This window comes from Roseateles sp. P5_E4, assembly GCF_054049255.1.
This window is the reverse complement of the sequence record NZ_JBFUMS010000018.1, coordinates 1-24,738: the sequence shown is the minus strand read 5'-3', so window position 1 is coordinate 24,738 and position 24,738 is coordinate 1. Positions and strand designations below refer to the sequence as shown.

The 24,738-nt window shown below is 68.7% G+C and carries 24 protein-coding genes; 13 read left to right on the top strand and 11 right to left on the bottom strand.

Annotated elements, in window-relative coordinates; translation table 11 throughout:
* The first annotated feature begins 40 nt into the window (after positions 1-40).
* Positions 41-802 carry a substrate-binding periplasmic protein gene (locus ACXJLH_RS26715; RefSeq protein WP_457447392.1) on the top strand — a complete coding sequence of 254 codons (762 nt, stop codon included), beginning with the start codon at positions 41-43 and terminating at the stop codon, positions 800-802.
* Positions 803-889: 87 nt separating this feature from the next.
* Here the strand turns inward: ACXJLH_RS26715 and ACXJLH_RS26710 are convergent, their stop codons facing one another.
* Positions 890-2,302 (bottom strand): hypothetical protein, encoded by a 1,413-nt coding sequence (locus tag ACXJLH_RS26710; protein WP_457447390.1) that lies wholly within the window; start codon positions 2,300-2,302, stop codon positions 890-892.
* Positions 2,303-2,375: 73 nt separating this feature from the next.
* Complete coding sequence (locus tag ACXJLH_RS26705) at positions 2,376-3,353, bottom strand: 2-dehydropantoate 2-reductase (RefSeq protein ID WP_457447388.1); 978 nt, start codon at positions 3,351-3,353, stop codon at positions 2,376-2,378.
* 77 nt (positions 3,354-3,430) lie between these two features.
* Here ACXJLH_RS26705 and ACXJLH_RS26700 point away from each other — a divergent pair, with 77 nt between their 5' ends.
* The 5 genes from ACXJLH_RS26700 to ACXJLH_RS26680 all read left to right on the top strand — a co-directional run bounded on the left by ACXJLH_RS26700 (position 3,431) and on the right by ACXJLH_RS26680 (position 9,386).
* Positions 3,431-5,662, top strand: coding sequence for a C1 family peptidase (locus ACXJLH_RS26700; protein WP_457447386.1), 2,232 nt, complete (start codon positions 3,431-3,433; stop codon positions 5,660-5,662).
* Positions 5,663-5,749: 87 nt separating this feature from the next.
* Positions 5,750-6,169: an SRPBCC family protein gene (locus tag ACXJLH_RS26695; RefSeq protein WP_457324487.1), complete on the top strand. Its 420-nt coding sequence runs from the start codon at positions 5,750-5,752 to the stop codon at positions 6,167-6,169.
* Positions 6,170-6,188: 19 nt separating this feature from the next.
* Complete coding sequence (locus ACXJLH_RS26690; protein ID WP_457324486.1) at positions 6,189-6,470, top strand: hypothetical protein; 282 nt, start codon at positions 6,189-6,191, stop codon at positions 6,468-6,470.
* A gap of 23 nt (positions 6,471-6,493) precedes the next feature.
* The gene (locus ACXJLH_RS26685; RefSeq protein ID WP_457324485.1) at positions 6,494-6,928 is read left to right on the top strand and encodes a VOC family protein; all 435 of its coding nucleotides are present in this window, start codon (positions 6,494-6,496) and stop codon (positions 6,926-6,928) included.
* Between the two features lie 16 nt (positions 6,929-6,944).
* On the top strand, positions 6,945-9,386 hold the full coding sequence (locus ACXJLH_RS26680) for a protein kinase domain-containing protein (protein WP_457447384.1): 2,442 nt from the start codon (positions 6,945-6,947) through the stop codon (positions 9,384-9,386).
* A gap of 361 nt (positions 9,387-9,747) precedes the next feature.
* Here the strand turns inward: ACXJLH_RS26680 and ACXJLH_RS26675 are convergent, their stop codons facing one another.
* The 7 genes from ACXJLH_RS26675 to tsaB all read right to left on the bottom strand — a co-directional run bounded on the left by ACXJLH_RS26675 (position 9,748) and on the right by tsaB (position 16,432).
* A complete protein-coding gene (locus tag ACXJLH_RS26675) occupies positions 9,748-10,998 on the bottom strand; it encodes an NAD(P)/FAD-dependent oxidoreductase (RefSeq protein WP_457447382.1) in 1,251 nt (416 codons plus the stop codon).
* Positions 10,995-11,285 carry a c-type cytochrome gene (locus ACXJLH_RS26670; RefSeq protein ID WP_457447380.1) on the bottom strand — a complete coding sequence of 97 codons (291 nt, stop codon included), beginning with the start codon at positions 11,283-11,285 and terminating at the stop codon, positions 10,995-10,997. The genes ACXJLH_RS26675 and ACXJLH_RS26670 overlap by 4 nt, the downstream gene beginning before the upstream one ends.
* Positions 11,286-11,295: 10 nt before the next feature.
* Entirely contained in the window at positions 11,296-12,387 is a 1,092-nt protein-coding gene (locus ACXJLH_RS26665; RefSeq protein WP_457447378.1) for a class I SAM-dependent methyltransferase, read from the bottom strand.
* Positions 12,384-14,459, bottom strand: a complete 2,076-nt coding sequence (locus ACXJLH_RS26660) for a putative bifunctional diguanylate cyclase/phosphodiesterase (protein WP_056194435.1) — start codon at positions 14,457-14,459, stop codon at positions 12,384-12,386. The genes ACXJLH_RS26665 and ACXJLH_RS26660 overlap by 4 nt, the downstream gene beginning before the upstream one ends.
* Positions 14,460-14,535: 76 nt before the next feature.
* Positions 14,536-15,273: a uracil-DNA glycosylase gene (locus ACXJLH_RS26655; RefSeq protein ID WP_457391407.1), complete on the bottom strand. Its 738-nt coding sequence runs from the start codon at positions 15,271-15,273 to the stop codon at positions 14,536-14,538.
* Positions 15,270-15,752: a ribosomal protein S18-alanine N-acetyltransferase gene (rimI, locus tag ACXJLH_RS26650; protein ID WP_056194441.1), complete on the bottom strand. Its 483-nt coding sequence runs from the start codon at positions 15,750-15,752 to the stop codon at positions 15,270-15,272. Before rimI ends, ACXJLH_RS26655 begins: the two co-directional genes overlap by 4 nt.
* A complete protein-coding gene (tsaB, locus tag ACXJLH_RS26645) occupies positions 15,749-16,432 on the bottom strand; it encodes a tRNA (adenosine(37)-N6)-threonylcarbamoyltransferase complex dimerization subunit type 1 TsaB (protein WP_457447376.1) in 684 nt (227 codons plus the stop codon). Before tsaB ends, rimI begins: the two co-directional genes overlap by 4 nt.
* Positions 16,433-16,470: 38 nt before the next feature.
* Here tsaB and dacB point away from each other — a divergent pair, with 38 nt between their 5' ends.
* Positions 16,471-17,841 (top strand): D-alanyl-D-alanine carboxypeptidase/D-alanyl-D-alanine endopeptidase, encoded by a 1,371-nt coding sequence (gene dacB, locus ACXJLH_RS26640; protein WP_457447374.1) that lies wholly within the window; start codon positions 16,471-16,473, stop codon positions 17,839-17,841.
* An 8-nt stretch (positions 17,842-17,849) separates the two neighbouring features.
* On the opposite strand, the gene ACXJLH_RS26635 is transcribed toward dacB, so the two are convergent.
* Positions 17,850-18,287: an SET domain-containing protein-lysine N-methyltransferase gene (locus tag ACXJLH_RS26635; protein ID WP_056194450.1), complete on the bottom strand. Its 438-nt coding sequence runs from the start codon at positions 18,285-18,287 to the stop codon at positions 17,850-17,852.
* A gap of 168 nt (positions 18,288-18,455) precedes the next feature.
* On the opposite strand from ACXJLH_RS26635, the gene ACXJLH_RS26630 reads away from it, so the two are divergent.
* The 4 genes from ACXJLH_RS26630 (at position 18,456) to ACXJLH_RS26615 (ending at position 20,756) form a co-directional block, all read left to right on the top strand.
* Positions 18,456-18,629, top strand: coding sequence for a hypothetical protein (locus ACXJLH_RS26630; protein ID WP_056194453.1), 174 nt, complete (start codon positions 18,456-18,458; stop codon positions 18,627-18,629).
* A 166-nt stretch (positions 18,630-18,795) separates the two neighbouring features.
* Positions 18,796-19,482: a signal peptidase I gene (gene lepB, locus ACXJLH_RS26625; RefSeq protein ID WP_457447372.1), complete on the top strand. Its 687-nt coding sequence runs from the start codon at positions 18,796-18,798 to the stop codon at positions 19,480-19,482.
* A gap of 131 nt (positions 19,483-19,613) precedes the next feature.
* Positions 19,614-19,949: a hypothetical protein gene (locus ACXJLH_RS26620; protein WP_157281263.1), complete on the top strand. Its 336-nt coding sequence runs from the start codon at positions 19,614-19,616 to the stop codon at positions 19,947-19,949.
* Positions 19,950-20,141: 192 nt separating this feature from the next.
* On the top strand, positions 20,142-20,756 hold the full coding sequence (locus tag ACXJLH_RS26615) for an OmpA family protein (RefSeq protein ID WP_457322975.1): 615 nt from the start codon (positions 20,142-20,144) through the stop codon (positions 20,754-20,756).
* 192 nt (positions 20,757-20,948) lie between these two features.
* Here the strand turns inward: ACXJLH_RS26615 and ACXJLH_RS26610 are convergent, their stop codons facing one another.
* Positions 20,949-21,275 (bottom strand): NIPSNAP family protein, encoded by a 327-nt coding sequence (locus tag ACXJLH_RS26610; protein WP_457322976.1) that lies wholly within the window; start codon positions 21,273-21,275, stop codon positions 20,949-20,951.
* Between the two features lie 292 nt (positions 21,276-21,567).
* Between ACXJLH_RS26610 and ACXJLH_RS26605 the strand changes: the two genes are divergently transcribed.
* Positions 21,568-22,623: a LacI family DNA-binding transcriptional regulator gene (locus ACXJLH_RS26605; RefSeq protein ID WP_157281266.1), complete on the top strand. Its 1,056-nt coding sequence runs from the start codon at positions 21,568-21,570 to the stop codon at positions 22,621-22,623.
* A 401-nt stretch (positions 22,624-23,024) separates the two neighbouring features.
* Positions 23,025-24,683, top strand: coding sequence for a glycoside hydrolase family 5 protein (locus ACXJLH_RS26600; RefSeq protein ID WP_457447369.1), 1,659 nt, complete (start codon positions 23,025-23,027; stop codon positions 24,681-24,683).
* The last annotated feature ends 55 nt before the right edge of the window (positions 24,684-24,738 follow it).

The window sequence follows — 24,738 nt, the reverse complement described above, 5'->3', positions numbered from 1 at the left end:
GCAGATGATTCGTCTCTCTCGTCTCTTGTGCCGCCGCTGGATGCGCTCAATCGCATGGCTAGCGGGCGTAGCGGCTACGGCGGTCAGCGCCCAGGCCGCCCCCCTCACCGCCTGCGGTGAACCCGGCATCGGGCCGCCCTGGCTATACCGCACACCGGGCCAGCCGCAGCAGCTGAACGGCTTCCTCGTCGATCTCTGGCCGCCGCTGTTTGCCAAGCTCGGCGTCGAGCTCAAGTTGATCGGCGACCTGCCGTTCAAGCGCTGCCTGCGGGCCGTCGCGTCCGGCGAGATCGATTTCGCGCTCGCGGCCTATTACGACGACGAGCGCGGCAAGCTGCTGGCTTTTTCCAAACCCTACAAGACGTTCACGCCCCAGGTCTTCTTCCGCGCAGCGCAACCGCTGCAGATTGCCGACCGCGCCGGGCTGAAGCGCTGGCGCGGCTGTGGCAAGAACGGTTCAACTTATGCCCACTACGGCCTGGGCCCGGGTGACCTGGACCAGGGGGCGCGCAACTACCAGCAGCTGATCGAGAAACTGCTGCTCGGCCGCTGCGACTACTTCGTCGAAGAACTCGAAGTCATCGAGCAATGGGAGCTCGGCAAGGTCGACCACCTGGCCACGCCGGGGCTGGCCCATGCGCCGCTGTCGGACGTCTCACCACCGGCCTTCCATGTGGTCGCCGCACGGGGGAGCGCGGCGGCGGAGCTGCTGCCACGCCTGGATGCCGCCTTCGCCGAGGCGATGCGCAAGGGCGAGGTGGCGCGGCACTGGAAGCGCCACGCGGGCAGATTGCCTTATTGACAGGGCGCGGGACCTCAGGCGGGCGCTGCCGCGGCCATGAGCGGTGGGCGAAGGTCCGCCGCTGACCCGCCGGCAACATCTTCCAAATTAGGGCATGCGGAAACTGTCGAATGGCGTGCTGAAGAACAAGCTGAACCGCCGGTCGATGTCGTGGCTGGGTGCTGCCACTGATGTGTTGCGCGTGCGATCCCATGTGTAGCTGATGCCGGCCCTCAGCTTGTTGTAGTCAGGCGTGCCGTCTTTCGCCAGGCTCGGAATGAAGTAGATGGGCAGGTCCAGTCGATCCTGCTTCACCTCGTGGCGCCGGCCTAGGGTTAGTTTGGGCGCAACCCCCATCCTGCCGAATTCGCGCCGGTACTCCCCGGCCAGCGACCATAACCATGCCTGTTTCGGCGGGCCAAAGGCACCTATTTCACAGAGTACCGACGTGCTGCCGGCGCCCGGCAAGGGGCAACGCGTCTGGCCCTGAGCGGCTTTCCAGGTCGATTTCCGGTCGAGATTGATCTGCCAGGTACCAATGTCTGCGTCTTGCTGCTTGGCAAGGGCCCCCACCGCTTGCACGCCGACCGACCAGGGCCGATGCTTTTCTTTGGCCGCCGTCCAGGGACCATTGCCCGCGAAGTAGTCGTAGGTCGTTTCCTGCACGCGAGCGTTCACGCCAATGTTGTAGAGCAGGTTGAGACCGTTGCCGTCCGAAGCAAGGCTGTTGCGCAAGCGGAAGTTGGCCGCCGCTGTCAGGGCGAGCGATTGCCGTAGCGCATCCCTGTTGCCGTAGAACGATGCAGACCCCTTGGTCAGCGGGGCAGACAGAGTCAGCGACCCGTCCGTGAAGACCTGGTTGTCAGGCGCCTTGACGGAGAGCTTCAACGCTGCCTCGGTGCCCTCCTCCCCCGCCGACAGGGTCACGGCACTGCCGCCGTACGAGCCTCTCGCATCAGGCTGCCGCTCCAGGAAGCTGAGGTATCTCACAGCGAGCGCACGTTCCTCCAAAGTCTTTCTGCTGCTCAGCTCCATGTCCGACGCGCCGAATGTCCGCATCTCCGCCCGCAGGAGAGTGGCCTCGACCGTCTGCGGGGACATCTCGCCGCGCGGCTGTACCGGCGCAGCCGCGGCAGCGACGGCTGGCGCCGCGGCTTGTGCGAGCGTCAGCGTGGGCACTACCGCCTCCTCCCCTCGCATACGCTTGAGCGATTGCCGTGCAGCCAGCAGACGGCCCTGCGCCGCGACCGCCTGCGCGCACTGCGCCTCCGTCGCGTCGAATTGCTCCGCCGCGGCATCCAATTCGGCGGACGTCGCCAGACCGCCCACGTCCAGCGCCTGTACCGCCGCGCGGGACGCATCGCAACGCCGCTGCAGTTCCTGCGACGTCTTCAGCGCCTTGATGGCCTCCGCCAGCGCCTCGCGTACTTGGCCATCGCTGCCGCGAGCCTGAGCCGCCGCCAGGCCGGCTGAAGTGAGCGCCGCAGCGCTGGCCATGATTCGAACCCACTGTGTCGCCATGTCGGTTCCCTCCCAGTCCGCATAGCGTAAGCAGGCGCGCAGGCGGCGCCATCCGCAAAACTGCGCAGGTCGCTCAGTTGTCGCCGGCGCGCACCTGGTCCATCAACCTCGTCAACCCCAGCAATGCATCCAGCATCGGCGTCGCCACGCCGAGCTGCTGCGCCAGCTCTCGCGGCGCGGCTAGCAATGCGTCGGTTTCGATGGGTCGGCCGGCCTCGATGTCCTGCAGCATCGAGGTCTTGAACGCCCCCAACGAGCGGGTGATGGTGTGGCGGTCCTGTGGCGTCTGCGAGATCGGGCAGCCCATGCGTTCGCCGACCTCGGCGGCCTCTCCCATGATGGCCGTCGTGAACTCGCGCACCAGGTCGTCATCCAGGATGCGGTCGGTCGTCGCGCGGGTCAGCGCCGAGACCGGGTTGGTCGTCATATTGCCCCATAGCTTGTACCAGGCGTCACGCTGGATGCTCTCGGCCGCCTTGGCCTCGAAGCCGGCGTCGCCGAGCAGCGCGAGCAGCGCATCGACGGCCGGGCTCGTGCCGCCCGTGGCCTCGCCGATCAGCAGACCGTTGCCCATCACGTGGTGGACCCAGCCCGGGCCGCGCAGCGCGCAGCTGGCATGCACGACGCAGCCGATGACGCGCTGGGGCGGGATCAGCGCGGCGATGCGGCCATCGGGGTCCACGCATTTCAGCGTCAGCCCCTGCACGGGCAAGCCGGCCGTGAACCACCATGGCAGGCCGTTCAGCGCCGTGAGCACGCGCGTGTCCGGCCCGCAAAGCTGGGCGACCTGGGCCGCGACGCCGGCGATGGCCGGGCCCTTGACGGCGAGGATGACCAGATCCTGCAGGCCGAGTTCGGCCACGTCGCCGCTCACGCGCAGCGGCGCACGCCAGCTGTCCTCGCCGCTGTCCAGCCGCAGGCCTTGCTCACGCACGGCCGCCAGCGTGTCGCCGCGGGCCAGGGCGCTGACGGCCACACCTTCGACGCGTTGCAGATGCGCGGCCATCCAGCCGCCGATGGCCCCCAGGCCGACGATACAGACCTTAAACATGGGGATCAGTCTCGCATGCGGACTTGTCCGTGCGAAAGGCTGCGGCCATCATCCGCCGTCCTCCCGAGGAGACCACCATGGCCACCAAGACCCGCAAGCCCGCCACCGCCAAGAAAGCCGCCGCCAACGCCGTTTCCGCACCCAAGCTGGACGCACGCCCCGATCGCCTGGACCTGCGCGATCTTGTCTACCGCTCGCCGCTGCGCTCCCTGCCGCCGCGCTGGCCGATGGACAGCGACCTGAAGCGACTGCTGCCCGCCTACGTGAAGGCCGGCCGCATCCTCAACCAGGGCAACGAGGGCGCCTGCACGGGCTTCGGCCTGGCCTGCGTGACCAACTACCTCTACTGGCTGCGCCACCTCGACGCGCCACGCAGCCGCACGCAGCCCGAAACCGTCAGCCCGCGCATGTTCTACGAGCTGGCCAAGCTCTACGACGAATGGCCCGGCCAGGACTACGAGGGCTCGTCCTGCCGCGGCGCCCTCAAGGGCTGGCACAAGCACGGCGTCTGCTCCTTCAAGCTGTGGCCCTATCCGCTGGACAAGAAGGGCAACGGCATCTTCGAGCGCCCCGCGGCGGGCTGGGACGATGACGCGACGACGCGAGCGCTCGGCGTCTACTACCGCGTCGACAAGAAGAGCGTCGTCGACATGCAGGCAGCCATCTACGAGATCGGCGCCATCTATGTCTCGGGCGACGTGCACGACGGTTGGACGCTTGACGAATCGCCCATGCCGGCCAGCCACGACAAGCTGCCGCGCATTGAGCGCATGGCCCGCAAGACCGGTGGGCACGCCTTTGCGCTGGTGGGCTACAACGAGCGCGGCTTCGTCGTGCAGAACAGCTGGGGCACCGGCTGGGGCGCCAGCGGCTTCGCCGTCCTCAGCTACGAGGACTGGATCACCAACGGCACCGATGCCTGGGCCGTTGCCCTGGGCGTGCCCCAGGACCTGTCGGACATCAAGAGCCGCCAAGCCGTGGCAGCCAAGACGGCAAGAGGCGCCAAGGCCGCGCGCGTGGCCGGCGGGTTTCGCGCCATGGCCGGCCGCGGCCTGTCGGACGTTGGCGCGACGCTGCGTGTCGATGACAACCCGCGCGATGACCCCTGGCCCATCAACCACGTCTTCGCCCACAAGCCCTACCAGCCATTGCGCACCGACGAGGCCTACACCCACACCCTGGTCTCGGGCAACGACGGCCAACTGATGGCGACCGACTTCACCCGTGCCCGCGACGACCGCGAAGGCCTGGCGCGCGAGATCGTCGTCGAGCGCCCCGCGGCCTGGTTCAAGGCCAGCAAGGGCAAAACCGTCAAGCTCGCCATCTACGCCCACGGCGGGCTGAACTCGGAGATCGGCTCCGTCCAGCGCATCCGCGTGATGGCGCCCTACTTCCTGGCCAACGGCATCTACCCGCTGTTCTTCACGTGGAAGACTGGCCCGGGCGAGACGTTGACGGACATGCTCGAGGATCTCAAGCACCGCATCGTCGACTCGGCCGATGTCAGTACCGGCATGCTGGACCGCCTGCGTGAGGTCGCCGCCGAGGCCAAGGACCGCGCCATCGAGGCCGTGGGCCGCCAGTTCGCGCGCGGCATCTGGAGCGAGATGCGCGAGAACGCCGAGGGTGGCGCGACAGCCGACCATGTGCTGGACCTGGCCGCCCGCATGCTGCGCGAGCTGCGCGACGCGCTGGCCAAGAGCGGCAAGACGCTGGAAGTCCACCTCATCGGCCATTCGGCCGGCTCCATCCTGATCGGCCATCTGCTCGGCCGCCTGGGTGGTGCCAACGTCGTGCAGGCCGCCAGCTGCGAGCTTTACGCCGCCGCCTGCTCCAGCGGCTTCGCCGTGCAGCACTACGGTGCGGCCGGCCAGGCTGGCGTGCTGTCGCTGGACCGCCTGCGCCTGCACGTGCTGACCGATGCCAACGAGCGCGCCGACGGTCTGCCCAACGCCGAGCGCGACATCTACGGCAAGTCCCTGCTCTACCTCGTGTCGCGCGCGCTGGACGACATCCGCAAACAGCCGCTGCTGGGCATGGAGCGCGCCCTGGTGCCGCCGGACGCGGCGTGGCTGGACGACCAGTGGGCCGGCCCGCCGAATGCCGACGTTGCCGCCTGGCTCAAGCTGTGGCCCGGCGGCAACCTACTGAACCGCGTGACGACGCCCAAGATCCGCACGACCAAGGCCGGTGACCAGATCGATGCCAGTCATGGCAGCTTCGACAACAACATCGACATCCTGACCGGCACGCTGGAGCGCATCCGCGGCGACGCCCTCGTCGCGCCGATGGAGTGGCTGGACTACTGACGCGTGGGGACGGTTGGAGATGTCCGGTTCCGGCCAGCGCAGGGCTGGCCAAGCGGCCACCATGAGCCATCATTTCTGGAGACGGCCATGGCCTCCATCCACCGCGAAATCCTCGTCGATGTCCCCGCCGCCACCCTCTGGGATGCGATGCGCGATCCCGGCGCGCTGCACACCCGCCTCGCGCCCGCCTTCGTCACCGAGTGCAGGATGGACGGCAATACGAGTGATGAACAGGCCCGCGAGCTCCGCTTCGCCAATGGCATGACGGTGCGCGAACTCATCGTCGACATCGACGACGACCGCCGCCGCATCGCTTGGTCGGCCGTCGGCGGGCGGCTGACCCACCACAACGCCTCGACGCAGATCTTTGAGGAAGGCAGCTCACGCTGCCGCGTCGTCTGGATCGCCGACCTGCTGCCCCACGCACTGGCACCGGCCATCGCCACCATGATCGAGGCAGGGCTGCAGGCCATGAAGGCGCACGCGGAAAGCATTTTCACCGCCTGACTGGCTTCCAATCCAATCGTTGCAATCGACAATCCTTCGCGACAACCTTGATCCGAATGGAATGCGTTCTGTAAAGCGCCTGCTTATCCTTGTCCTGCCCTGGTTGCTGTTCGTCAGCGGCATCGGCATCGTGTTCAAGCCTCAAAGCGGCGCGCAATGGCTTCTGGCTGGGCACTGGCTGCTGATCCCCTTCCTGCCTGTTTACGTGCTTCTTGTGTGGCTTGTGTTTCGCGCCACCCGGCCTCCCAAGGAGACGCCGACGACGCGGTGGATCAAGTCCGTGCAACAGCGAAAGAAATAGCAGAGGCGTCGACAATCACGACCATGAAATACCTCCACACCATGGTGCGCGTCGAGAACGTCGACGCGTCGCTGCGTTTCTACCGCGACGCCCTCGGCCTGCACGAAGTCAAGCGCTCCGAAAGCAGCGCCGGCCGCTTCACGCTCATCTACCTCGCCGCGCCAGGCGACGAAGACGCCCAGGTCGAGCTGACCTACAACTGGCCGGACGCCGACGGAAAGGCAGAGACCTACACCGGCGGCCGCAACTTCGGCCACCTGGCCTACGCCGTAGACAACATCTACGCCGCCTGCCAGAAGCTGATGGACCACGGCGTGACGATCAACCGCCCGCCGCGCGATGGCCGCATGGCCTTTGTGCGCTCGCCCGACGGCATCTCCATCGAGCTGCTGCAGGCCGGCCCGTCGCTGGCGCCGGCCGAGCCCTGGGCGTCGATGGCCAACACCGGCAGTTGGTAAGCCCGCGCCGGGCGTGGTGCAGGCTGAAGCGGGCGACGCCGCGACGTTGACCGGCCTGCGGCTGGGTGCCTGGGTGCTGTGGCGGCGCATCGGCCGCGGCGGCCTCGGCGAGGTCTGGGAGGCCGAGCGCGCCGACGGCCTCTACCAGGCCAGCGCCGCCATCAAGCTGCTGCACGGCGACAGCGCAACGCCTGCCGTCGCGCGGCGCTTCCTGCGCGAGCGTGCAGCGCTGGGCCGCCTCACGCACACCGGCGTCGCCGCCCTGCTGGACGCCGGCGTGCAGGCGCCCCACGCCTACCTGGTGCTGGAGCTCGTCGACGGCCTGCCGCTGGCCGAGCATGCGCGCGCCCAGCTCCCCACCGTGGCGGACCGCGTCACGCTGCTGCTGCGCGTGGCCGAGGCGGTGGAATACGTCCATGCGCGCCTGGTCGTGCATCGCGACCTCAAGCCCGCCAATGTGATGATCACGGCCGCAGGCCTGCCCAAGCTGCTGGACTTCGGCCTGGCGGCCTCTCCCGGCCAGGCCGTGGACGAGGCCCGTGCCGGCCTGACACCGGCCTACGCAGCCCCCGAGCTCATCGAGAGCGGCGACGCCGGCACGGCGGTGGATGTCTTCGCCCTGGGCGTCATGCTTTTCGAGCTGCTGACGGGCCGGCTGCCCTTCGGTGCGCGTGGCGACAGCCGCGCGGCGCTGGAACACGCAGTGCTGCACCAGCCCCCGCATCGCTTCGCCGCGTTGCTGGGCACGCCCGAGGACGAGGACGGCCCCGGACGCCCGCGCGACGCGCAGCGCGCCCGCGGCGACCTCGAGGCCATCGCCGCCAAGGCCCTGCACAAGAACCCGGCCGAGCGCTATGTCGGCGTGCATGCCTTCATCGAGGACCTGCGGCGCTGGCAGACCCAGCGCCCCGTGATGGCCAGGCGCCGCCTCAGCCTGCGGCACCGCACCGCCCTGCTGCTGCGCCGCCACACGCTGCTGGCCGGCCTGTCGGTGCTGCTGCTGGCCAGCTTGACGGCCGGCATCGCCGCCAGCCGCTGGCAATGGCGCGAGGCCGAGTTGGCACGCCAGCGCAACGACAGCGTCGCGCGCTTCATCACCGAGCTGCTCGCCGGTGGCAGCCTGCCTCGCCAGGGCCGCATGCCGTCGGTGCTGGAACTGCTGGACGACAGCCGCGACCGCCTGGACGAGTTCGCCGACGACCCCGCGACGCGGCAACGGCTGCTGGAGGTGCTGTCGCGCACCTACATGGCCCTGAACCGCTTCGACCATGCCCTGCCCTTGGGCGAGCAATGGCTGGCGCTGGCACGCCAGCAGCATGGCGAGGACGAAGCGGCGGTGCTGCAGGCCCGGCTGAGCCTGGGCCAGGTGCACCAGATCATGGGCAACGACGACGAGGCCATCGCGCTGCTGGAGCCGATCGCGGCGCCGCTGGCACGCCGTTTCGGCCCCGACAGCGAGGCGGTGCGCCAGCAGCAGTTCATCCTGGCCGCCGACTACATGCACGTCCGCCGCCTGGACGACGCCGAACGCGCGCTGGAACGCGTGCGCGTGCTGACCGACAGGCTCCACCCCGGCGACGACTACGAACGCGCCGACTACCTGCAGAACCTCGGCGTGCTGCGCCAGCGCCAGGGCCGCCTGGCCGAGGCGCTGGACCTCGTGCGGGCGACGCAGCCGATGTGGACCAGCACCGACCCGCGGTTGACGTTGCCCGTGCTGGTGCTGCGCCACAGCGAGATTTCAATGCTGACGCTGAACGCGCTGTTCGACGGCATCGACACACGCGCCGCGCCACTGCTTGCCGACATCCGCAGCAAGCTCGGCCCTGGCAACGACCTCGCGCTGCAAGCCGCCACCGGCTGGGCCGAGGCGCTGCAGCTGCAGGGCCGCCATGCCCAGGAGGTGAGCACCCGCCAGGCGCTGCTGGACGGCGCAAGTGCCGACGGCCTGGCCCCGGACTCGCTGCTGATCTACCGCGCCGAACTGCTGCTCGCGCAGGCGCGTCTGGGCCAGCCCGACCTGAATGCCATGCGCGCGCTGATGACCGAGGCAGCCGCGCTGGACGGCGGGCCGCGCGGCCGCAGCCTGCTGCTGGTGGCCGATGCCGCCCTGGCCGCCGGCAACCCGGCCCTGGCCGCCGAGGCCGTGCAACACGTGCGCGACAAGCCACTGTCCCCCGCCCTCGCCCTGCCCGGCAGCCGGCTGGCCAAGGTCGAGGGCCGGCTGGCCCGCGCCCGGGGCGAGCTGGCCCGCAGCGCCGAGCTGCTGAGCCAGGTGCGCGGCGTCGGGCGCGTCCATGCCTGGGGCTCGCGCCTGGATGCGGCACTGACCGCCGTCGCCCGAGGCGCCTGCCCTGCTCGCCCAGGCGCGCCAGGCCCGGCCCGCCAGCCTGCCCGACAGGCACCCGCTCGACCTCGTCAGCCATTGGCTGGAGGTGCGCCAGGCCGCGGGTCGTGACGACGACCCTGCCGTGCGTGCCGCCTGGGCGGCGCTGGCCGGCGCACGCGGCCCTGGCGCGGCAGCACCCACGCTGGGCAACCTCGGCGGGCTTTTCCCCTAGGAGTCTGCGCGGCAGAGGCGTGGCCCGCGCCGGGGCGAGTTGCGGGGCGATGCAAGGCGCCGGCGAGGCGTGGGTCGGGACCCACAACGAGCCGGCAACGCCGCAGCGCCCCGCAAATCGCCCCGGCCCTTCGGGTTGAGGCAGGCAGGGGCGCATGCGGCGTTGCTCGTCGTTGCGGGCGCGAGCCCGCGGCCTCCTCGCGCCTTGCCTGCGCCCCTGCCTGCCTCAACGCGGGCCACGCCTCTGCCGCGCAGACTCCTAGCCAAGCGCCAGCGTGTCGGCCCAGATGTTCTCGGCCCAGGCCAGCGCGATCCCAGCCTCGGCCGACGTCGCGGCCGGCGACACGCCCCCGGCACCGGGCACCGCCTTCATCGTCTTTTCTGCCGCGTCGTACTGATGGACGGAAGCCACATGCATGGCCTCGGTCGGCGTGACAAAGCTGTAGCAGGTGTTCATCACCACCGGCGCCGGGTTCACCGCCTCACCCTTGAGCAACTGCAGCACGGCCGCCGCCGCGAGCTTGGCCTGCTGGTTGGCGAGATGGCCCGACTTGGGCATGCCCGGCGCCGAGAAGATCGCGTCGCCGACGACATGCACGCCCTGTGCGGCCTGCGCCTGCATCGTCAGCCAGTCGATGCCGACCCAGCGGCGATTCACGTTGGCAAAGTCGCGCGCCAGATCGCCGGCACGCTGCGGCGGGATCAGGTTCAGCACATCGGCCTTGACGTCCTCGAACTCGAAGCGCGCCGTGCCGTCGGCCAGCACCTCCTTCAACTCGGCATTGGGCCGGTACTCGAGCACGCCGGCATGGTGTTGCGCAAAGGCGCGCTCGAACAGCGCCTTCTTGCTCTGGATCTCGGGGTTGGCGTCCAGCACCAGCAGCTTGGCGCGCGGCTTGGCGCGACGCAGATACGAGGCGATCAGGCAGGCCCGCTCATAGGGCCCGGGCGGGCAGCGATAAGGCGCCTTGGGAATGCTCATCAGCACGACACCGCCATCGGGCAGGGCTTGCAGCTGGCGGCGCAGCGCCAGCGTCTGGGCGCCGGCCTTCCAGGCATGCACGGCACGGCCGCTGTCGAAGGCGGCGGCGAGGCCGGGCACGGCGTCGTTCATGAAGTCGATGCCGGGCGACAGGATCAAGCGGTCCCAGCCCAGGGTGCCGCGGTCGGCCAGCTGCAGGGTCCTGGCCGCGGGGTCGATGCCCACGACCTCGCCGCGCAGGCGCTTGACGCCCTGGGCCTCCAGGCCCGCATAGCCATGGCTGATGCTGAGCGGGTCGCGCACGCCGGCGAGGACGAGGTTGGACATCGGGCAGGAGATGAAGCCCTCGTTGCGCTCGACCAGGGTGACGTCGACCGCCGCGCCGCCCCAGAGCTTGAGATAGCGGGCCGCGGTCGCGCCGCCAAAGCCGCCGCCGACGACAACGACTCGGGCAGTCGGGCTCGATGGCGTTGCACAACCCGCCAGCGCCAAGCCACCGGCCACGACCAATTGGCGCCGCGCAATCATGGCTTGGCCTGCACGGCGAAGTAGGCGGCAACCAAGCGCAACTGCTCCTCGGTAAAGCCCTTGACGATCTGCGGCATGACGGTGCCGGCCTGCCTGCCGCTGCGGTAGTCGGCCAGCAGCTCCAGCATCACGTCGGCCTTCATGCCAGCCAGCGGCGGTATCGCCTGGTTGCGTGGTCGGCCGTTGTTGGCATGGCAGTTGGCACAGGTGGCCGCAAGGCTGCGGCCGACATTGAGGTCTTGCGCCAGCGCCGGGGCGCAGAGCAACAGCAGCAACCAAGCCTTCATTCACAACTCCTCAGAGTTTGTGCGAGCGGTCTCCGCGACTGAATCCGAGCGCATCGAAAGTACCGCTCAGCGGCGCGAAGCCGATCACCTTGAACAGCTCGCCCATCTCATGCTCGGCCAGCAGGCGGTGGGCCATGGCGCGCTCGCCCAGGCTCGCCCCGTGCAGCAGATCGGCGATACCGCAGTTGAGCAGGAAATTGGCCTGGCTGGTGTAGCCCAGCACGACAAGGCCGGCGTCCTGGCCGGCCAGCGCAATGCCGGTGAAGTTGACGTGGGCCGTGATGTCCTTGTCGCCCACGACCACCAGCGGATCGGCATCGGCCAGGTGGCCCTGGTGGCACATCAGCGTGCCGCCGTGGCGCTGCGGGTGGTAGTACTCGGTTTCGGGGAAGCCGTAGTCGATGAAGAAGGCGGCGCCGCGTTTCAAGGTCCGGGCGAGGGTCGCAATGAAGGCCTCGCCCTGCGGGTGGATCTCGGTGACGGTGCCCGGCACCATGCCCGCCTCCAGCGGCGGGCGCAACATGCTGGCGCGGTCTTCAAAGGCAAAGCCCTCGCCCGCCGAGACCACGCCGCGCTCGCGCCAGACCTGGCCGTCGAAGGCAAGGAGCTGGACCGGCATCGCATCCAGCACCTCGTTGCCGATGACGACGGCCTCCAGTTCGGCGGGCAACGCGTCCAGCCAGTCGACGCGCCCCCCCCAATGCGAAAGGCGTTCGCGCTGGCGCTCGCGCAGTTCGGCCGACAGCTCCACTATTGCGTAGCGTGCCAGGCCCGCGCCCAATGCATCCAGCTCCGCGATCAACTGGGCCGCCAGTGCACCCGAGCCGGCACCGAACTCGATGACATCGCGGCAACCGCTGGCGTCCATGGCCTGAGCGAGCTGGCGGGCCAGCGCCCGACCGAACAGCGGCGACATCTCGGGTGCCGTGACGAAGTCCGAGCCCTCGCTGGGCATCTGGCCGAACTTGCGCCGGCCGCCGGCGTAATAGCCCAGGCCCGGCTCGTACAGGGCCATGCTCATGAAACGGTCGAAGCCCAGCCAGCCGCCGGCTGCGGCGATCTCGGCGTGGATCTTGTCGGCGAGCTTCACCGCGCCATTCATCGAGCTTTCACCCAGGCTTCGAACTCGGCCAGCGGCATCGGCGCGCCGACCAGCTCGCCCTGGAACTGCTGGCAGCCCCAGCCAGCCAGCAGCTGCCACTGGGCCGCGGTGCGCACGCCTTCGGCCGTGACGGTCAGGCCCAGGCCGACGGCCATCTGCACGATGGCCCGCGTGATGGCCTGGGCACCGACATCGTCGGGCAAGCGGGCGACGAAGCCCTGGTCGATCTTGAGCTTGTCCAGCGGCAGCTCGGTCAGGTGGGCCAGCGAGGTGTAGCCGGTGCCGAAGTCGTCGACCGACACCGTCAGCCCGAGAGCGCGCAGCTGGGCCAGCGTCGCCGGTGCATGCGTGATGTCGTCGATGAGCATGCGCTCGGTCAGCTCCAGCTCCAGCCATTGGCCTTGCGCGCCGGACTCCTGCAACACGCGCTTGACCGTGTCGGCAAAACCATCGAGATGGAACTGGATGCGCGACAGGTTGACGGCAATGCGCATGGCGCCATGGCCACGGGTCAGGCCGTTCTCGCGCCAGCGCCGTGCCGTTGCGGCGGCTTCGCGCAGCACCCATTCGCCGAGATTGAGCATCAGGCGGTGGCGCTCGGCAACGAAGATGAAAGCGTCCGGCGCCAGCAGGCCACGCCGCGGGTGGCGCCAGCGCAGCAGCGCCTCGGCGCCCGACAGCTGACCCGTCGTCGCCTCGACCTGGGGCTGGAAGAAGAGTTCGAACTCGTTGCGCGTCAGGCCTTGGGCCAGCTCGGCTTCGAGCACGATGTCGGCATAGGCGGCCTCGGCCAGCGAGGATTCGAAGAACTGGTAGGTCGCACGGCCGCGGGCCTTGGCGAGGTACATGGCCGTGTCGGCATGCTGGATGAGGTCATCCGCCTGCCGGCCATCGTCCGGGTAGACGGCCACGCCGATGGAGGGCGTGACCGACAACGCCCGGCCATCGGCCTTGACGGGCACTTCGACGACCGACAGCAGGGCCTCCAGCACGACGACGATGTCGGCGCGACTGGTCAGGTCGCTCAGCAGCACGATGAACTCGTCGCCACCGAAGCGGCCGACGAGGTCGCTGTCGCGCAGCGCACCGACGATGCGCTCGGACACCGTCGTCAGCACCTGGTCGCCCTCGAGATGACCCAGGGAATCGTTGACGCGCTTGAAGTTGTCCAGGTCGATGAAGAGCAGGGCCAGCATCTCGCCCTTGCGCTCGGCGCGGCGCATCTGCAGAGCCATGCGGTCCATGAAGGCCGCGCGGTTGAGCAGGCCGGTCAGGACATCGTGATGGGCCAGGTGCTGGATGCGCGCCTCGTTGGCGAGGCGGTCGCTGATGTCGCGCACGACGGCCATGCGCAGCTGCTCGCCGTCGCGCTCCATCGTGCGCATGATGAGCTCGACCGGAATGCGTGAGCCGTTGCAGTGCGTGACGGCGGTCTCGTAGCGAAGCTCCTGCCCTCGCAACATGACCTCGCGGACCTTGGGCAGTTCGTCGGCGTCGACATAGGACAGCACGTGCTTGCCGATCAGTTCGTCCGCCGACCAGCCCAACATCTTGCACAGGGGCTGGTTGACGTCGGTCATGATGCCGTCGCGGTGGAAGAGGATGCCCTCCACCGTGGCCTGCATGAACTTGTCGAGCCTGGCCTCCGATTCCCGCAGCCGGCGCTCGGCCAGGCGATGGCGCGTGATGTCGTAGACCAGGACCCAGCTGCCCAGCAGCGTGCCCTGGCTGTCGAACTGCGGAATCAGGTGGATCTCGAGGAAGGACAGCTTGCCGCCGGGCTGGATCAGCTCGCGCTCGTAGACGACGGGCTTGAGGTCGCGCACCAGTTGTTCGACCGACACGCGCACGTGCTCGTAGGCCTCGGATCCGACGATCTCGCTGAAGTGCTTGCCGACGATGGAGTCCTGCGTCAGCTTGAAGGCCTCGGCATAGCCACGGTTGGCAAAGAGGCAACGATGGTCGGCGGCACCGTACAGCGCGATCCAGGCCGGCACATGATCGGCCAGCATGCGAAAGCGCGCCGCGTCCAGGGCCTGGCGCTCGAGGTCGAGTTCCCTGGGTGAGCTCACTGGTGCACCCTTCGGCCTACGGCCTGTCCCGCCAAGCGGGAGCGAGCTTGCTTGGGGCGGCCCGGCGCGGCGCTCATCAGTCGTTCACCGTCCGCAGGGCCAGACACAGGTCGTCCCAGGCGCCGGCCTTGTCCGCAGGCGAGCGCAGCAGGTAGGCCGGGTGATAGGTGACGATGACGGGCAGGTCGCGCCAACGGTGCACGCGGCCGCGCAGCTTGCCCAGGGGTTCGGTCAGGCCAGTCAGCCGGCGCGCCGCCTGCAGGCCCATGGCCAGCACGACGCGCGGGCGCAGCAGTTCGGCCTGGCGTGCCAGCACGGCCTCGCAGGCGTCCAGCTCGCCGGGCTGGGAGGCCCGGCCGCGCGGCGGGCGGCACTTGACGATCGGGGTTACGAAGGCGGTCGCTTCATCACCCGTGCGACGTTGGCCGGCGGCGCTCAGCATGCGGTCCAGCAGGCGGCCCGTATCACCGCCGAGCGCTTCGCCGGAGGCGTCGTCGCCTTCATCGGGCGGATCGGTGACGACCAGCCATTGCGCCTGTTGCAGGGCGCCGTTGCCGAAGACGGCGTTGCGGCGCTGCTCGCACAGGCCGCATGCCCGGCAACTCGAGACGGCCTCGCGCAGCGCCGGCATATCCAGGTTGGCGAAGCTCGATGGCGCCGACGGCGCTGCCACACGCACGATGACAGGCGGCGGCGCGGCAACGACGATGGGCTCCGGCTCGGCTTCGACGACTTCGGCGGCCACTGCCGAAGCAGCCGGCAGCCGATAACCCATCTCGGCCAACATGGCCCGCTGGCGTTGGTCCCAGCTCATACCGTCACCGAGAAACTCATCAGGATGGCATCCTCGCGCGGCCCCTGCTGCACCGGGTAATACGCGCGGCGCCTGCCGACCTCGGCGAAGCCGTAGCGCCGGTAGACCTCGCGGGCGCGCTCGTTGCCGACGCGCACCTCCAGCCACAGCTGCGTCAGGCCGCGGCGGCGGCATTCGCCCACCAGCCGGTCCAGCATGGCCACCGCCAGGCCGCGCCCCTGCCAGGCCGGCACAACGGTGATGTTGAGCAGGTGCATCTCGTCCACGCCCGGCATGGCGACCCAATAACCGAAAAGCTCGGCGCGCGGCCCGCGCAGCACCTCGGCCGGGTAGGCGGCCGCCAGCGAGTCGACGAAATTGCCATGCGTCCACGGCACCGGGTAGGCCTGGCGCTCGACGGCGATGATCTCGGTCAGGTCGGGCACCCGCATGGCCTCGGCCTCGAAGGGCGGCAGGCTGCGCTCCAGCAATGCGCTCATGACTTGAGTTCTCGCTCGGCCGTCGTCAGCGCAACCTTGTCGCGCACATAGACGGGCAGGGCCTCGGCCGCGTCGCGCATCTCGCCACGCTGCCAGGCGGCCAGAGCCAGGGTACCCAGGGCTGCAGCGCGCGAACGGGCCTGCGGCCAGGTCTGCGGCAACACGCCCAGGGCCTCGGCATATTCGGTCAGGGCCGTGCCGGCGACGGCCGCGGGCGTCCCCCAATGAGCGGCCAGCGCCGCGGGCTTGTACAGAGCTGGCGCCTCGACGGTGCCCCAAGCGCCATCGGCCCAGCGGTAGCGGGCCGCATAGATCTCGCCGATACGCGCGTCCATCGCCACCCAGAGGTCGTCGCCAGCGCCTTGCGCACGGGCGTCCTCGGCGACCAGCATCAGGCTGTCAATGGCCAGCACCGGCCGGTCCAGCCCGAAGGCCAGGCCCTGCGCGACGGCGCAGGCGGTGCGCAGCCCGGTGAAGGCGCCGGGGCCCTGCCCGAAAGCGATGGCGTCCAGGTCGGCCATCGCGATGCCCGCGCCGGCCAGCAGGGCCTTGACCTCGGGCAGCATGCGTGCCGACGCCTGCGCCCCGCCCTGGGCCTCGAAAACCCGAGTCTGCCCCTCGGCCACGAGGGCCAGGGCCATCGTGTCGGTGGAGCTGTCGAGAGCCAGGAGGGAGGGCATCAACCCAGTGTAACTTTCGGGTCATGCGCAGACAGGCGATGGGATGGGTGTTGGCGGGTTGGATCCTGGGGGTACAGGCGGCGGAACCATTGCCGCTGTCGGTCCAGGTCGCGCTGCGCCAGGCCCAGGTGCCGGCCACCGCTCTGGGCGTGTTCGTGCAGGCCCTGGATGAACCCCGGCCCCGCCTGGCCTGGCAGCCAGACATGCCACTGAACCCCGCCTCACTGACCAAGCTCGTCACCAGCATGGCGGCGCTGGACACCCTGGGCCCGGCCTGGCAATGGCAGACGCCGGTCTGGCTGACCGAGGACGGCGGCCTGGCCATCCAGGGCAGCGGCGACCCGCGCCTGTCCAGCGAGCGCGTCTGGGGGGTGCTGAAGCGCCTGGGCATCAGCGAATTGCGCGGACCGCTGCGCCTGGACCGCAGCGCCTTCACGCCCGGCGCCGCCGAGCCCGGTGACTTCGACAACGAGCCCTGGCGCGTCGGCAATGCGCTGCCCGAGGCCTTGCTGCTGAACTTCAAGGCGGTCAGCTACACGATCCGCGTCGAAGGCATGCAGGCCCGCATCAGCGCCGACCCGGCGTTGGACCCACCCCAGACCGTGCCGACGACGGCCGGGCCCTGCGGCGACTGGCGCGGCGCGCTGAAGCTGCAATGGGCTGCCGGCCAGCGCCCGCGCTTTGCCGGCAGCTATGCGGCGGCCTGCGGCGACCTGACCTGGACCCTGGCCGATCCCGACCCGGCCACCTACCCGGCGCGGCTGCTGGCGCTGATGCTGCGCGAAGCCGGCATCGCCTGGCGCGGCGAGGCCATCGTCGACGCACCAGCGCCCGCCAGCGCGCCCACGCTGCTGTGGCCCGGCCCGACGCTGGCCGAGGCGCTGCGCGATATGAACAAGGCCAGCAGCAATCTCACGGCCCAGCAGGTGTTGCTCAGCACCGCGCGCGCCGCTGGCGTGCCCGCGCCCTCACCCGACACGGCGGCAACCTGGCTGCAGGCCTGGCTGGACGCGCATGCCGGCACGACACCACCGACCCGCGTGGTCAACGGCTCCGGCCTGGCCCGCGAGACGCGCATGAGCCCGGCCCAGCTGGCAGCGCTGCTGCGCTGGGCCTGGGGCCAGCCGTGGATGCCTGAGCTGTTGGCCTCGCTACCGGTGGCCGGGCTGGACGGCACGCTGTCACGCCAGCCCGGGCGCTTTGGCGCCGCGGCCGGGCGGGCGCATCTCAAGACCGGTTCGCTGCGCGACGTCGTCGCGCTGGCCGGCATCGTCGATGCGCCCTCGGGCAAGCGCTGGGTGCTGGTTGCCATCGTCAATCACCCACAGGCCCAGGCCGCGCGCGGAGTGCTGGATGCAGTATTGCGCTGGGTGGCGCAGGACGCGCCGGAGGGCAAGGCCGGGCGCTGACGCGCAGGTCAGGCGTCGCTCTCAGCGGCGTAGGGCTCGACGCCCTGGCCCGTGAACCAGGTGTCCCGCTCAGACACATGGCCGCCGCCGACGGCGTTGTAGTTCACCGTGAGTTCCTCATCGGCGGCAATGTCGCGGATGGCCACGAAGCGCAGCAGCCGCAACTCGACATCGGCCTCGTAGCGCATATTGGCCGGGTTCTCATGGTTGTACATGCTGCCGTAGCCGAGAGCCAGGCAATGGCCGCTTGTGGTGTGAGCCAGCACGCCCCAGTTGAAGAGCAGTTTTCTGACCTCCTCGGGAATCGACGTGTAGGAGCCGGTGAACAGCACGACAGGGCAGGCCTCGACGGTCTCCCCCTTGGCATGAGGCCGTGACGCATAGGCGCCGCGGCCTTTGGTCGTGCCCGTGTCCTTGATGTAGACGCTGGGGGATTGGATGGTCATGAGGCGGATTCTCGCTATCCCCGCGCCCGAGCTTGTGCAGCGAGAGCCGCGCCGCGGTAGGAGGCCACCTACCGGCAGCTTCAACGGCGTCCGACCATCCGCGACGGGCCGCCTCACTAAAGTGCACTGACGAGATGGGGCGCCGCTCCATCCCTGACAGGAGCCGCTATGTCCTTCCTGCTCTATATCGTTGGCCTGGCCGTGCTGCTGGGCGGCTTGGCCTGGGCCCTGATCACGGCCGGCCTGGCCGCCACCTATGTCGCCATCGCCTGTCTCATCGTCGCCGGTGTCGGCATCATGATGGCCGTGTCCCGCACCCGGGCCAAGGATCCGCCGGCCTGACGGCCTGACGTCAGGGCGCCGCTAGCGGGCGGTCGAAGGCATTGGGCCGAGAAATCGGCCTGCCGCGCCCGCCATTCGCGCAGCGCCGCTGCCATTCGCCCACTTCAGCCGGCCATTCGCCCGCCAGCCGGGTCGAAGCCAGGAGATCGGCCCGAGCATGGCCGTCATGAACCTCCGACGCACCCTCCGCGACAACCGCGGCTTCATCCTCTTCCTGCTCAGCTTCGCGCTGTTCCGCACCGCGGTGGCCGATTGGAACCCCATCCCCTCGGGCTCGATGCGGCCGACGCTGCTGGAAGGCGATGTCGTGATCGTCAACCGCCTGGCCTATGACCTCAAGCTGCCGCTGACCGACGTCGTGCTGCTGCCGCTGGGTGAGCCCCAGCGCGGCGATGTCGTCACGCTGAGTTCGCCGGCCGGCGGCACGCGGCTGATCAAGCGCATCGTCGGCCTGCCGGGCGATCGCGTCGAGATGCGCGACGACGTGCTGATCCTCAATGGAACGCCGCTGAGCTACAGCGGCAACCAGTCTCATGGCGAGGCGGTGGCGCCCGGCTGGGTCGTTGACGCGGTGCGCGCCACCGAGGACCTTGACGGCCGGCCCCATGCTGTCCAGTTCCTGCCGGCCCTCAGCGCGCGGCGCAACTTCGCCGAGCTCACCGTGCCGGCAGGGCAGTATTTCCTGCTCGGCGACAACCGCGACAACAGTGAGGACTCGCGCTTCATCGGCACGGTGCCACGCGAGAAGCTGATCGGTCGGGCCCATCACGTCATCGTGGCGGCGGACTGGCTGGGCGAGGACGGCTGGCGGATGGCGCCGCGCTTCGAACGCTGGGTGTCGGCGATCCGCTGAGTGCATGCTTGTCGCAGGCCGTGACCAAGCCCACACCTTTTGCGCCGCCCATCGACTGGCGCCCGTCGAAAGCCGAAGAAGCGGTGTTTTTCGGCACGGGTTTGAGGTGCGGCGGTTCTATCTTCGCGGCCATGACATCCCGCCGCCACCGCCGCTCGCTCCCGCTGCCCAGCTTCGGCCCACGCCGCGTCAGCTGCCCCGAGGGGTCGGTGCGGCTGGTGATCGAGGAGCAGTGGACCTGCGAGGAACGCCCGATGCAGGCCGAGCTGCAGCTGCTGGAGCGCTTCTCGGCGCTGATGGCCGCCCAGGGCTGGCCCGCGCATGTGTCACGCATGGCCTATGACCGCATCTACGCTGGCGAGCGCTTCGGCTTCGCCAAGCGAGCCGGCCGGGGCGAACTCCCTGCCCTGGCACGAGAGCTGATCCTGTGCTGGCGCGCCAACCGCAGCGAGCCAGTGCAGGGCTGAGTCTCAGGCCGCTCGCGTGCCCTGCGGGGGCTGCTGGTCAAGCACCTGCGCAACATGGATCTGTGCCCGTAGCGCAGAACGGTAAGGCTTTGTTCAGTCCGGTTAATGGCGCAAGGATTGCTCACAGCTCGGTACGTTCGTCCGTGAAGGACTGCCTACATTCGCACCACTTTCTTATCCACGAGACTACCGATGTCGAGACTTTCGCCCCTGATCGTCGCCAGCAGCGTCATGTTGCTGAGCGCTTGCGCCACCAAGGATTTCGTCAAAGAGACAGTCGCTCCGGTGCAGACCAGCGTGGACGGCCTCGGCACCCGGGTGCAGGCGCATGACGAGGGCCTCAAGGCCCTGGATGGCCGGCTGCAGGGCAGCGAGGCACGCATGCTGGCCCTTCTGCAGCAGGAGGCTGCAGCGCGAACCCAGGCCTTCAACAACCTGCCCAAGCCGCCCGGTCTGCTGATGAGCACCGTGCTGACCGATGACAAGGTCAAATTCAAGTCGGGCCGCTTCCAGCTCACCGAGCAGGCTGGCCAGGAACTCGATCAACTCGTCGCCAAGCTCAAGGCCGACAACCAGCCGGTGTTCATCGAAATCCAGGGCCACACCGACGCGACCGGCAGCGACACGATCAACCAGCAACTGGGCCTCAAGCGAGCCGAAGCCGTGCGCCTGCACCTGTCTCGCGCCGGCTTGCCGCTGGCGCGCATGGCTACGATCAGCTACGGCGAATCTGCGCCCCTGGCCGACAACAGCACCCGCGAAGGCCGCAGCACGAACCGGCGGGTTCAGCTGATAGTGATGCGCTGAGCTGGAGGGGAAGCCGCAACGCGATTGCGGCACTACAGCTGGACAACGACCAAGCCGCAGGCAGAAGCGACGCTTGAGCGCATCGCGCTCCCTTCCTGCGGCTGAACTGTTCCTGAAGCGGTGGCCAGACTGAAGAGGCATTGGGCGTTGATACCGCGTCCCAGCCCACTGTGTCGTCCGCCGCGGAGGAGACTATTTCGCGGGCGAGAAAGAGGTTGGCGCCAAGAACGAGTTGTCCATCTTCGCAACAATCGGTCCTGCTGCCTCGCTCGCCTTTCTGACCTCGACCCATTCGGGATCGGCGACAAACTTGCTCCACTTGACCTCACGATCGGCCAGGCTCTCCCAGACAAGCATGTAGGTGAGCGCGTTGCTGTCAGGTCCGACTGCCGTCGTCCAATATCCGAGTTGACGAATTCCCAGCCGGTTCCAGATGCCCACGGTGTGATCGCGAAATCTTGCAAGAACGTCGGGTAGCCGGCCAGGCATTGCCGTATAGACGCGCAGTTCGTAGATCATCGACATCAGTCCTGGGAAGATTGTTGCGAGTTGACGGGGTGGCGGGCGTGACCGCCAGGCTCACATTGTGCTGTCCAAGCGCGCGTGCTGGCGTCGCCGGGAAGACGCCTGCCAAGAAAGCGGGCAAGTTGAAGGGGCGTCCTGGACCGGGTTGCTGCCGACTTCCAGCCGTGGCGACGCCGAGCTTGCGGACGGCCCGGTGCTACAGTGCGCCGCTCGTTCACCCCGCCGCCGGTCAGTGTCCGCCTCGACACCCAAGCCTTCCCAGCCGACGAAAAGTCGTCGTCACAGATTGCCCACGCTCGCTGACGTCGCGCGAGAAGCTGGCGTGTCGGATGTCGCGGCCTCCTGCGCGCTCAACGCCGGCAAAGGCTCGACGCGCGTATCCATGGAGACGCGCGAACGGGTGCTGGCGGCGGCGGAGCGCCTGCGCTACCGGCCAAACGCGACGGCACGCGCACTCAGCCGTCAGCGGGCCAACGCCATCGGCTTCGTCGCGAACATTGCCAATGAGGAACCCAACCTCTACTTCCTGGAGGTGTTCAATGGCGTCGTGCGGGGCGCGACCGAGGCCGAGCAGGCGACATGCGTCTTCCCGCTCAGCGGCTGGGAAGAAGCGCCCAAGCGCATCCCCGCGCTGTGCGACGGCCGCGTCGACGGGCTGGTCGTTCTGGCGCCGTATCTGGAAGATGACAGCACGAGCTGGCTGCCTCCCCATACGCCCTTGGTCACGATCCATGCGGGCATGCAGCTGCAGGGCCAGGTGAACGTCGAGGCGGACGACGAGGCGGGCGGCTTTGGCATCGTGCGCCACATGCTTGAACTCGGCCATCGCCATATCCTGTGCGTGGGCGGGCCGCCGCACACCAAGGGTGCGGACCGCCGTGTCGAGGGCTTCTTGCGCGCGCATGCCGAAACCGGCGTAGAGGTCGCTGCCGACCATGTGATCCGTACCTGGTTCACCGTGCAGGGCGGCCGACAGGCGATGGAGACGTGGCTGCAGGGCCACCGCGGTGAACGGTTGCCCGAGGCCATCTTCTGTGGCAACGACGCCATCGCGTTCGGTTGCATGGAAGCGCTGGAGGCGCGAGGGCTGAGCGTGCCTCGGGATATTTCGATCGCTGGCTTTGACGATACCTTGCTGGCCCGCACCCTGCGCATGACGACCGTGCGCCAGCCCCTGCTCGAAATGGGTCGTCAGGCGGTCAACGTCCTCATGCAATTGATCGAGGCGCAGCGCAGTGGACAGATGTACGAGGGCCCGCGCAATATCGTCCTGCCCGTCGAGATCCTTCCCGGCCGGACTTTGATCGCCCCTGCGCGCGGCGCGATGCTGACGATCTCCTGAAGCTGTAAGCAGGTGCAGCGGCGCCGATGGGTTTCCCCTAATTAGTTCGGTTGTCGGCCGAATTAAGATGACCTCGCGGCGCTGCTGCAATTTTTTCGCCGAAATGATTCGGCGTCGAATCAATCCTCGCATGGTGCTCACGCCGACCTGCCAAGCCTCGGACCACCCGGATCGACCGGCGGCGGTCGCCATGCACGCCCACACCACGTCGAGCAGCCGCGGGCCATCCTGCCCGCGCCGTTTTGAGCCCAGCCTGGCCCGCAGGACCTGGTGCTGGCACTGCCTCCGGCAGTCCATCGATGTCGTCGGGATGTAGCCATGCATTGAAGCTGCATCTTTCACAACGCTCGTGACCGGAGGAGACAACCGGCCGAGCACTTTTCAACCTTGAAAGGTAGAACATGAGAACCTTGATACCCGCACTGCTGCTCGCCTGCGGCGCGAGCGCAGGCACCCTCGCGCAGGCGCAAAGCTGCGGCAGCGGCGGCGGCGCCACCGTCTGCCTGAGCGCCAACGGCTCGGCCAACGACAACCAACTCAGCTGGACCGTCAGCGGCAACGTCTCTCGCCTGGAGGTCTACCGCGACACGGACAGCGACCCCAACGGCCGCACCCGCATCGCCGTGCCCGCCACCAACGCCAGGAGCTACGCCGACGCCTCGGCCAACACCGGCACGCCCTACTGGTATTGGGTCAAGTTCACGACCAGCACTGGCAGCTACAGCTCCGGCTCGGCCTCCGCCACGCGCGGCAGCAGTTGCGCGCCGACCGCCGTCACGCCGTGGGTCAACGTCAATGGCTCGTGGACGCAGACCGCCTCGGGCACTGTCAGCCCCGGCAGCTCGGCCATCCTGGGGCCGCAACCCATCTCAGGTGGCATGTGGTCGTGGAGCGGCTGCGGCACCGCGGGCGGCTCGCGCGAGCAGACCATCACGCCTACTGCCAGCTGCACGGCCACCGCCACGTATACCAACAGCTGCGGCGCCAAGAGCAATCAGGCGTTCGTGATCACCGTGCCAGGCTCCATGCGCGACCTGACGAGCGTCCAGCTGTCGCAGCAGATGTCCCCCGCCTGGAACCTCGGCAACACGCTGGACGCGGTGCCGGCTGAAACGTCCTGGGGCAACCCCGTGGCGAGCCAGCAGTTGCTCAACGCGGTGAAGGCGGCCGGCTTCAAGACCGTGCGTATTCCCGTCACCTGGAACCAGTACGCCGACGCCGACGGCAACATCAACCCGAGCTGGATGGCGCGCGTCACCCAGGTCGTCGGTTACGCCCGCAACGCCGGCCTGTATGTCGTGCTGAACACCCATCACGAAGGCGACTGGCTGATTCCGACCTACGCCCGCCAAGCCAGTGCCAACGCGCGCCTGGCCCGGATGTGGACGCAGATCGCCAACAACTTCAAGGACCACGACGACTACCTGCTGTTCGCCGGCACCAACGAGATCATGGTCGCTGGCGACTACAACCCGCCGACGGCCGAGTACCAATCCGTCCAGAACGGGTTCAACCAGGTCTTCGTCAACGCGGTGCGGGCCACGGGTGGCAACAACGCCAAGCGCCATCTCGTCGTGCAGGGCTTCAACACCAACATCAACGCGACCTACGACGGCTTCGTCAAGCCCACCGATCCGGCGACGAACCGGATGTTCATCGAAGTGCACTTCTACGATCCGTTCAACTTCGCGCTGAACGACAAGAGCGGCATCTGGCAGTGGGGTTCGATCGCGACCAATCCGGCCGCAACCGAACCCTGGGCCCACGAAGCCTACGTGGACGCGCAGTTCCAGAAGATGAAGTCCCGCTTCGTCGACGCCGGCATGCCCGTGCTGATGGGCGAGTACGGCGCCATCCTGAGGACCGAGTACGACCCGGCTGGCACTTACCGCACCTACTGGACCAAGTACGTGACCAAGTCCGCCTACCAGCACGGCATCGTGCCGACGTGGTGGGACCCGGGCTACACCACCAATCACGCGTCGGGCCTGTTTGATCGGTCGAGCGGCGTCCAGTCCTTCCCGGACCTGATCAAGACCATCGTCGACAACGCCAAGTGATGTGACGAAACCAAGACCGTGAAAACGACGGCCGGGGCGTGCCTTGCACGCCCCC

What these genes read in the sequence shown, in the direction of transcription:
- ACXJLH_RS26715 (WP_457447392.1), top strand. Translation starts at nt 41, where the DNA reads ATGCGCTCAATCGCATGGCTAGCGGGCGTAGCGGCTACGGCGGTCAGC.
- ACXJLH_RS26710 (WP_457447390.1), bottom strand. Translation starts at nt 2,302, where the DNA reads ATGGCGACACAGTGGGTTCGAATCATGGCCAGCGCTGCGGCGCTCACT.
- ACXJLH_RS26705 (WP_457447388.1), bottom strand. Translation starts at nt 3,353, where the DNA reads ATGTTTAAGGTCTGTATCGTCGGCCTGGGGGCCATCGGCGGCTGGATG.
- ACXJLH_RS26700 (WP_457447386.1), top strand. Translation starts at nt 3,431, where the DNA reads ATGGCCACCAAGACCCGCAAGCCCGCCACCGCCAAGAAAGCCGCCGCC.
- ACXJLH_RS26695 (WP_457324487.1), top strand. Translation starts at nt 5,750, where the DNA reads ATGGCCTCCATCCACCGCGAAATCCTCGTCGATGTCCCCGCCGCCACC.
- ACXJLH_RS26685 (WP_457324485.1), top strand. Translation starts at nt 6,494, where the DNA reads ATGAAATACCTCCACACCATGGTGCGCGTCGAGAACGTCGACGCGTCG.
- ACXJLH_RS26675 (WP_457447382.1), bottom strand. Translation starts at nt 10,998, where the DNA reads ATGATTGCGCGGCGCCAATTGGTCGTGGCCGGTGGCTTGGCGCTGGCG.
- ACXJLH_RS26670 (WP_457447380.1), bottom strand. Translation starts at nt 11,285, where the DNA reads ATGAAGGCTTGGTTGCTGCTGTTGCTCTGCGCCCCGGCGCTGGCGCAA.
- ACXJLH_RS26665 (WP_457447378.1), bottom strand. Translation starts at nt 12,387, where the DNA reads ATGAATGGCGCGGTGAAGCTCGCCGACAAGATCCACGCCGAGATCGCC.
- ACXJLH_RS26655 (WP_457391407.1), bottom strand. Translation starts at nt 15,273, where the DNA reads ATGAGCTGGGACCAACGCCAGCGGGCCATGTTGGCCGAGATGGGTTAT.
- rimI (WP_056194441.1), bottom strand. Translation starts at nt 15,752, where the DNA reads ATGAGCGCATTGCTGGAGCGCAGCCTGCCGCCCTTCGAGGCCGAGGCC.
- tsaB (WP_457447376.1), bottom strand. Translation starts at nt 16,432, where the DNA reads ATGCCCTCCCTCCTGGCTCTCGACAGCTCCACCGACACGATGGCCCTG.
- dacB (WP_457447374.1), top strand. Translation starts at nt 16,471, where the DNA reads ATGGGATGGGTGTTGGCGGGTTGGATCCTGGGGGTACAGGCGGCGGAA.
- ACXJLH_RS26635 (WP_056194450.1), bottom strand. Translation starts at nt 18,287, where the DNA reads ATGACCATCCAATCCCCCAGCGTCTACATCAAGGACACGGGCACGACC.
- ACXJLH_RS26630 (WP_056194453.1), top strand. Translation starts at nt 18,456, where the DNA reads ATGTCCTTCCTGCTCTATATCGTTGGCCTGGCCGTGCTGCTGGGCGGC.
- lepB (WP_457447372.1), top strand. Translation starts at nt 18,796, where the DNA reads ATGAACCTCCGACGCACCCTCCGCGACAACCGCGGCTTCATCCTCTTC.
- ACXJLH_RS26620 (WP_157281263.1), top strand. Translation starts at nt 19,614, where the DNA reads ATGACATCCCGCCGCCACCGCCGCTCGCTCCCGCTGCCCAGCTTCGGC.
- ACXJLH_RS26615 (WP_457322975.1), top strand. Translation starts at nt 20,142, where the DNA reads ATGTCGAGACTTTCGCCCCTGATCGTCGCCAGCAGCGTCATGTTGCTG.
- ACXJLH_RS26610 (WP_457322976.1), bottom strand. Translation starts at nt 21,275, where the DNA reads ATGATCTACGAACTGCGCGTCTATACGGCAATGCCTGGCCGGCTACCC.
- ACXJLH_RS26600 (WP_457447369.1), top strand. Translation starts at nt 23,025, where the DNA reads ATGAGAACCTTGATACCCGCACTGCTGCTCGCCTGCGGCGCGAGCGCA.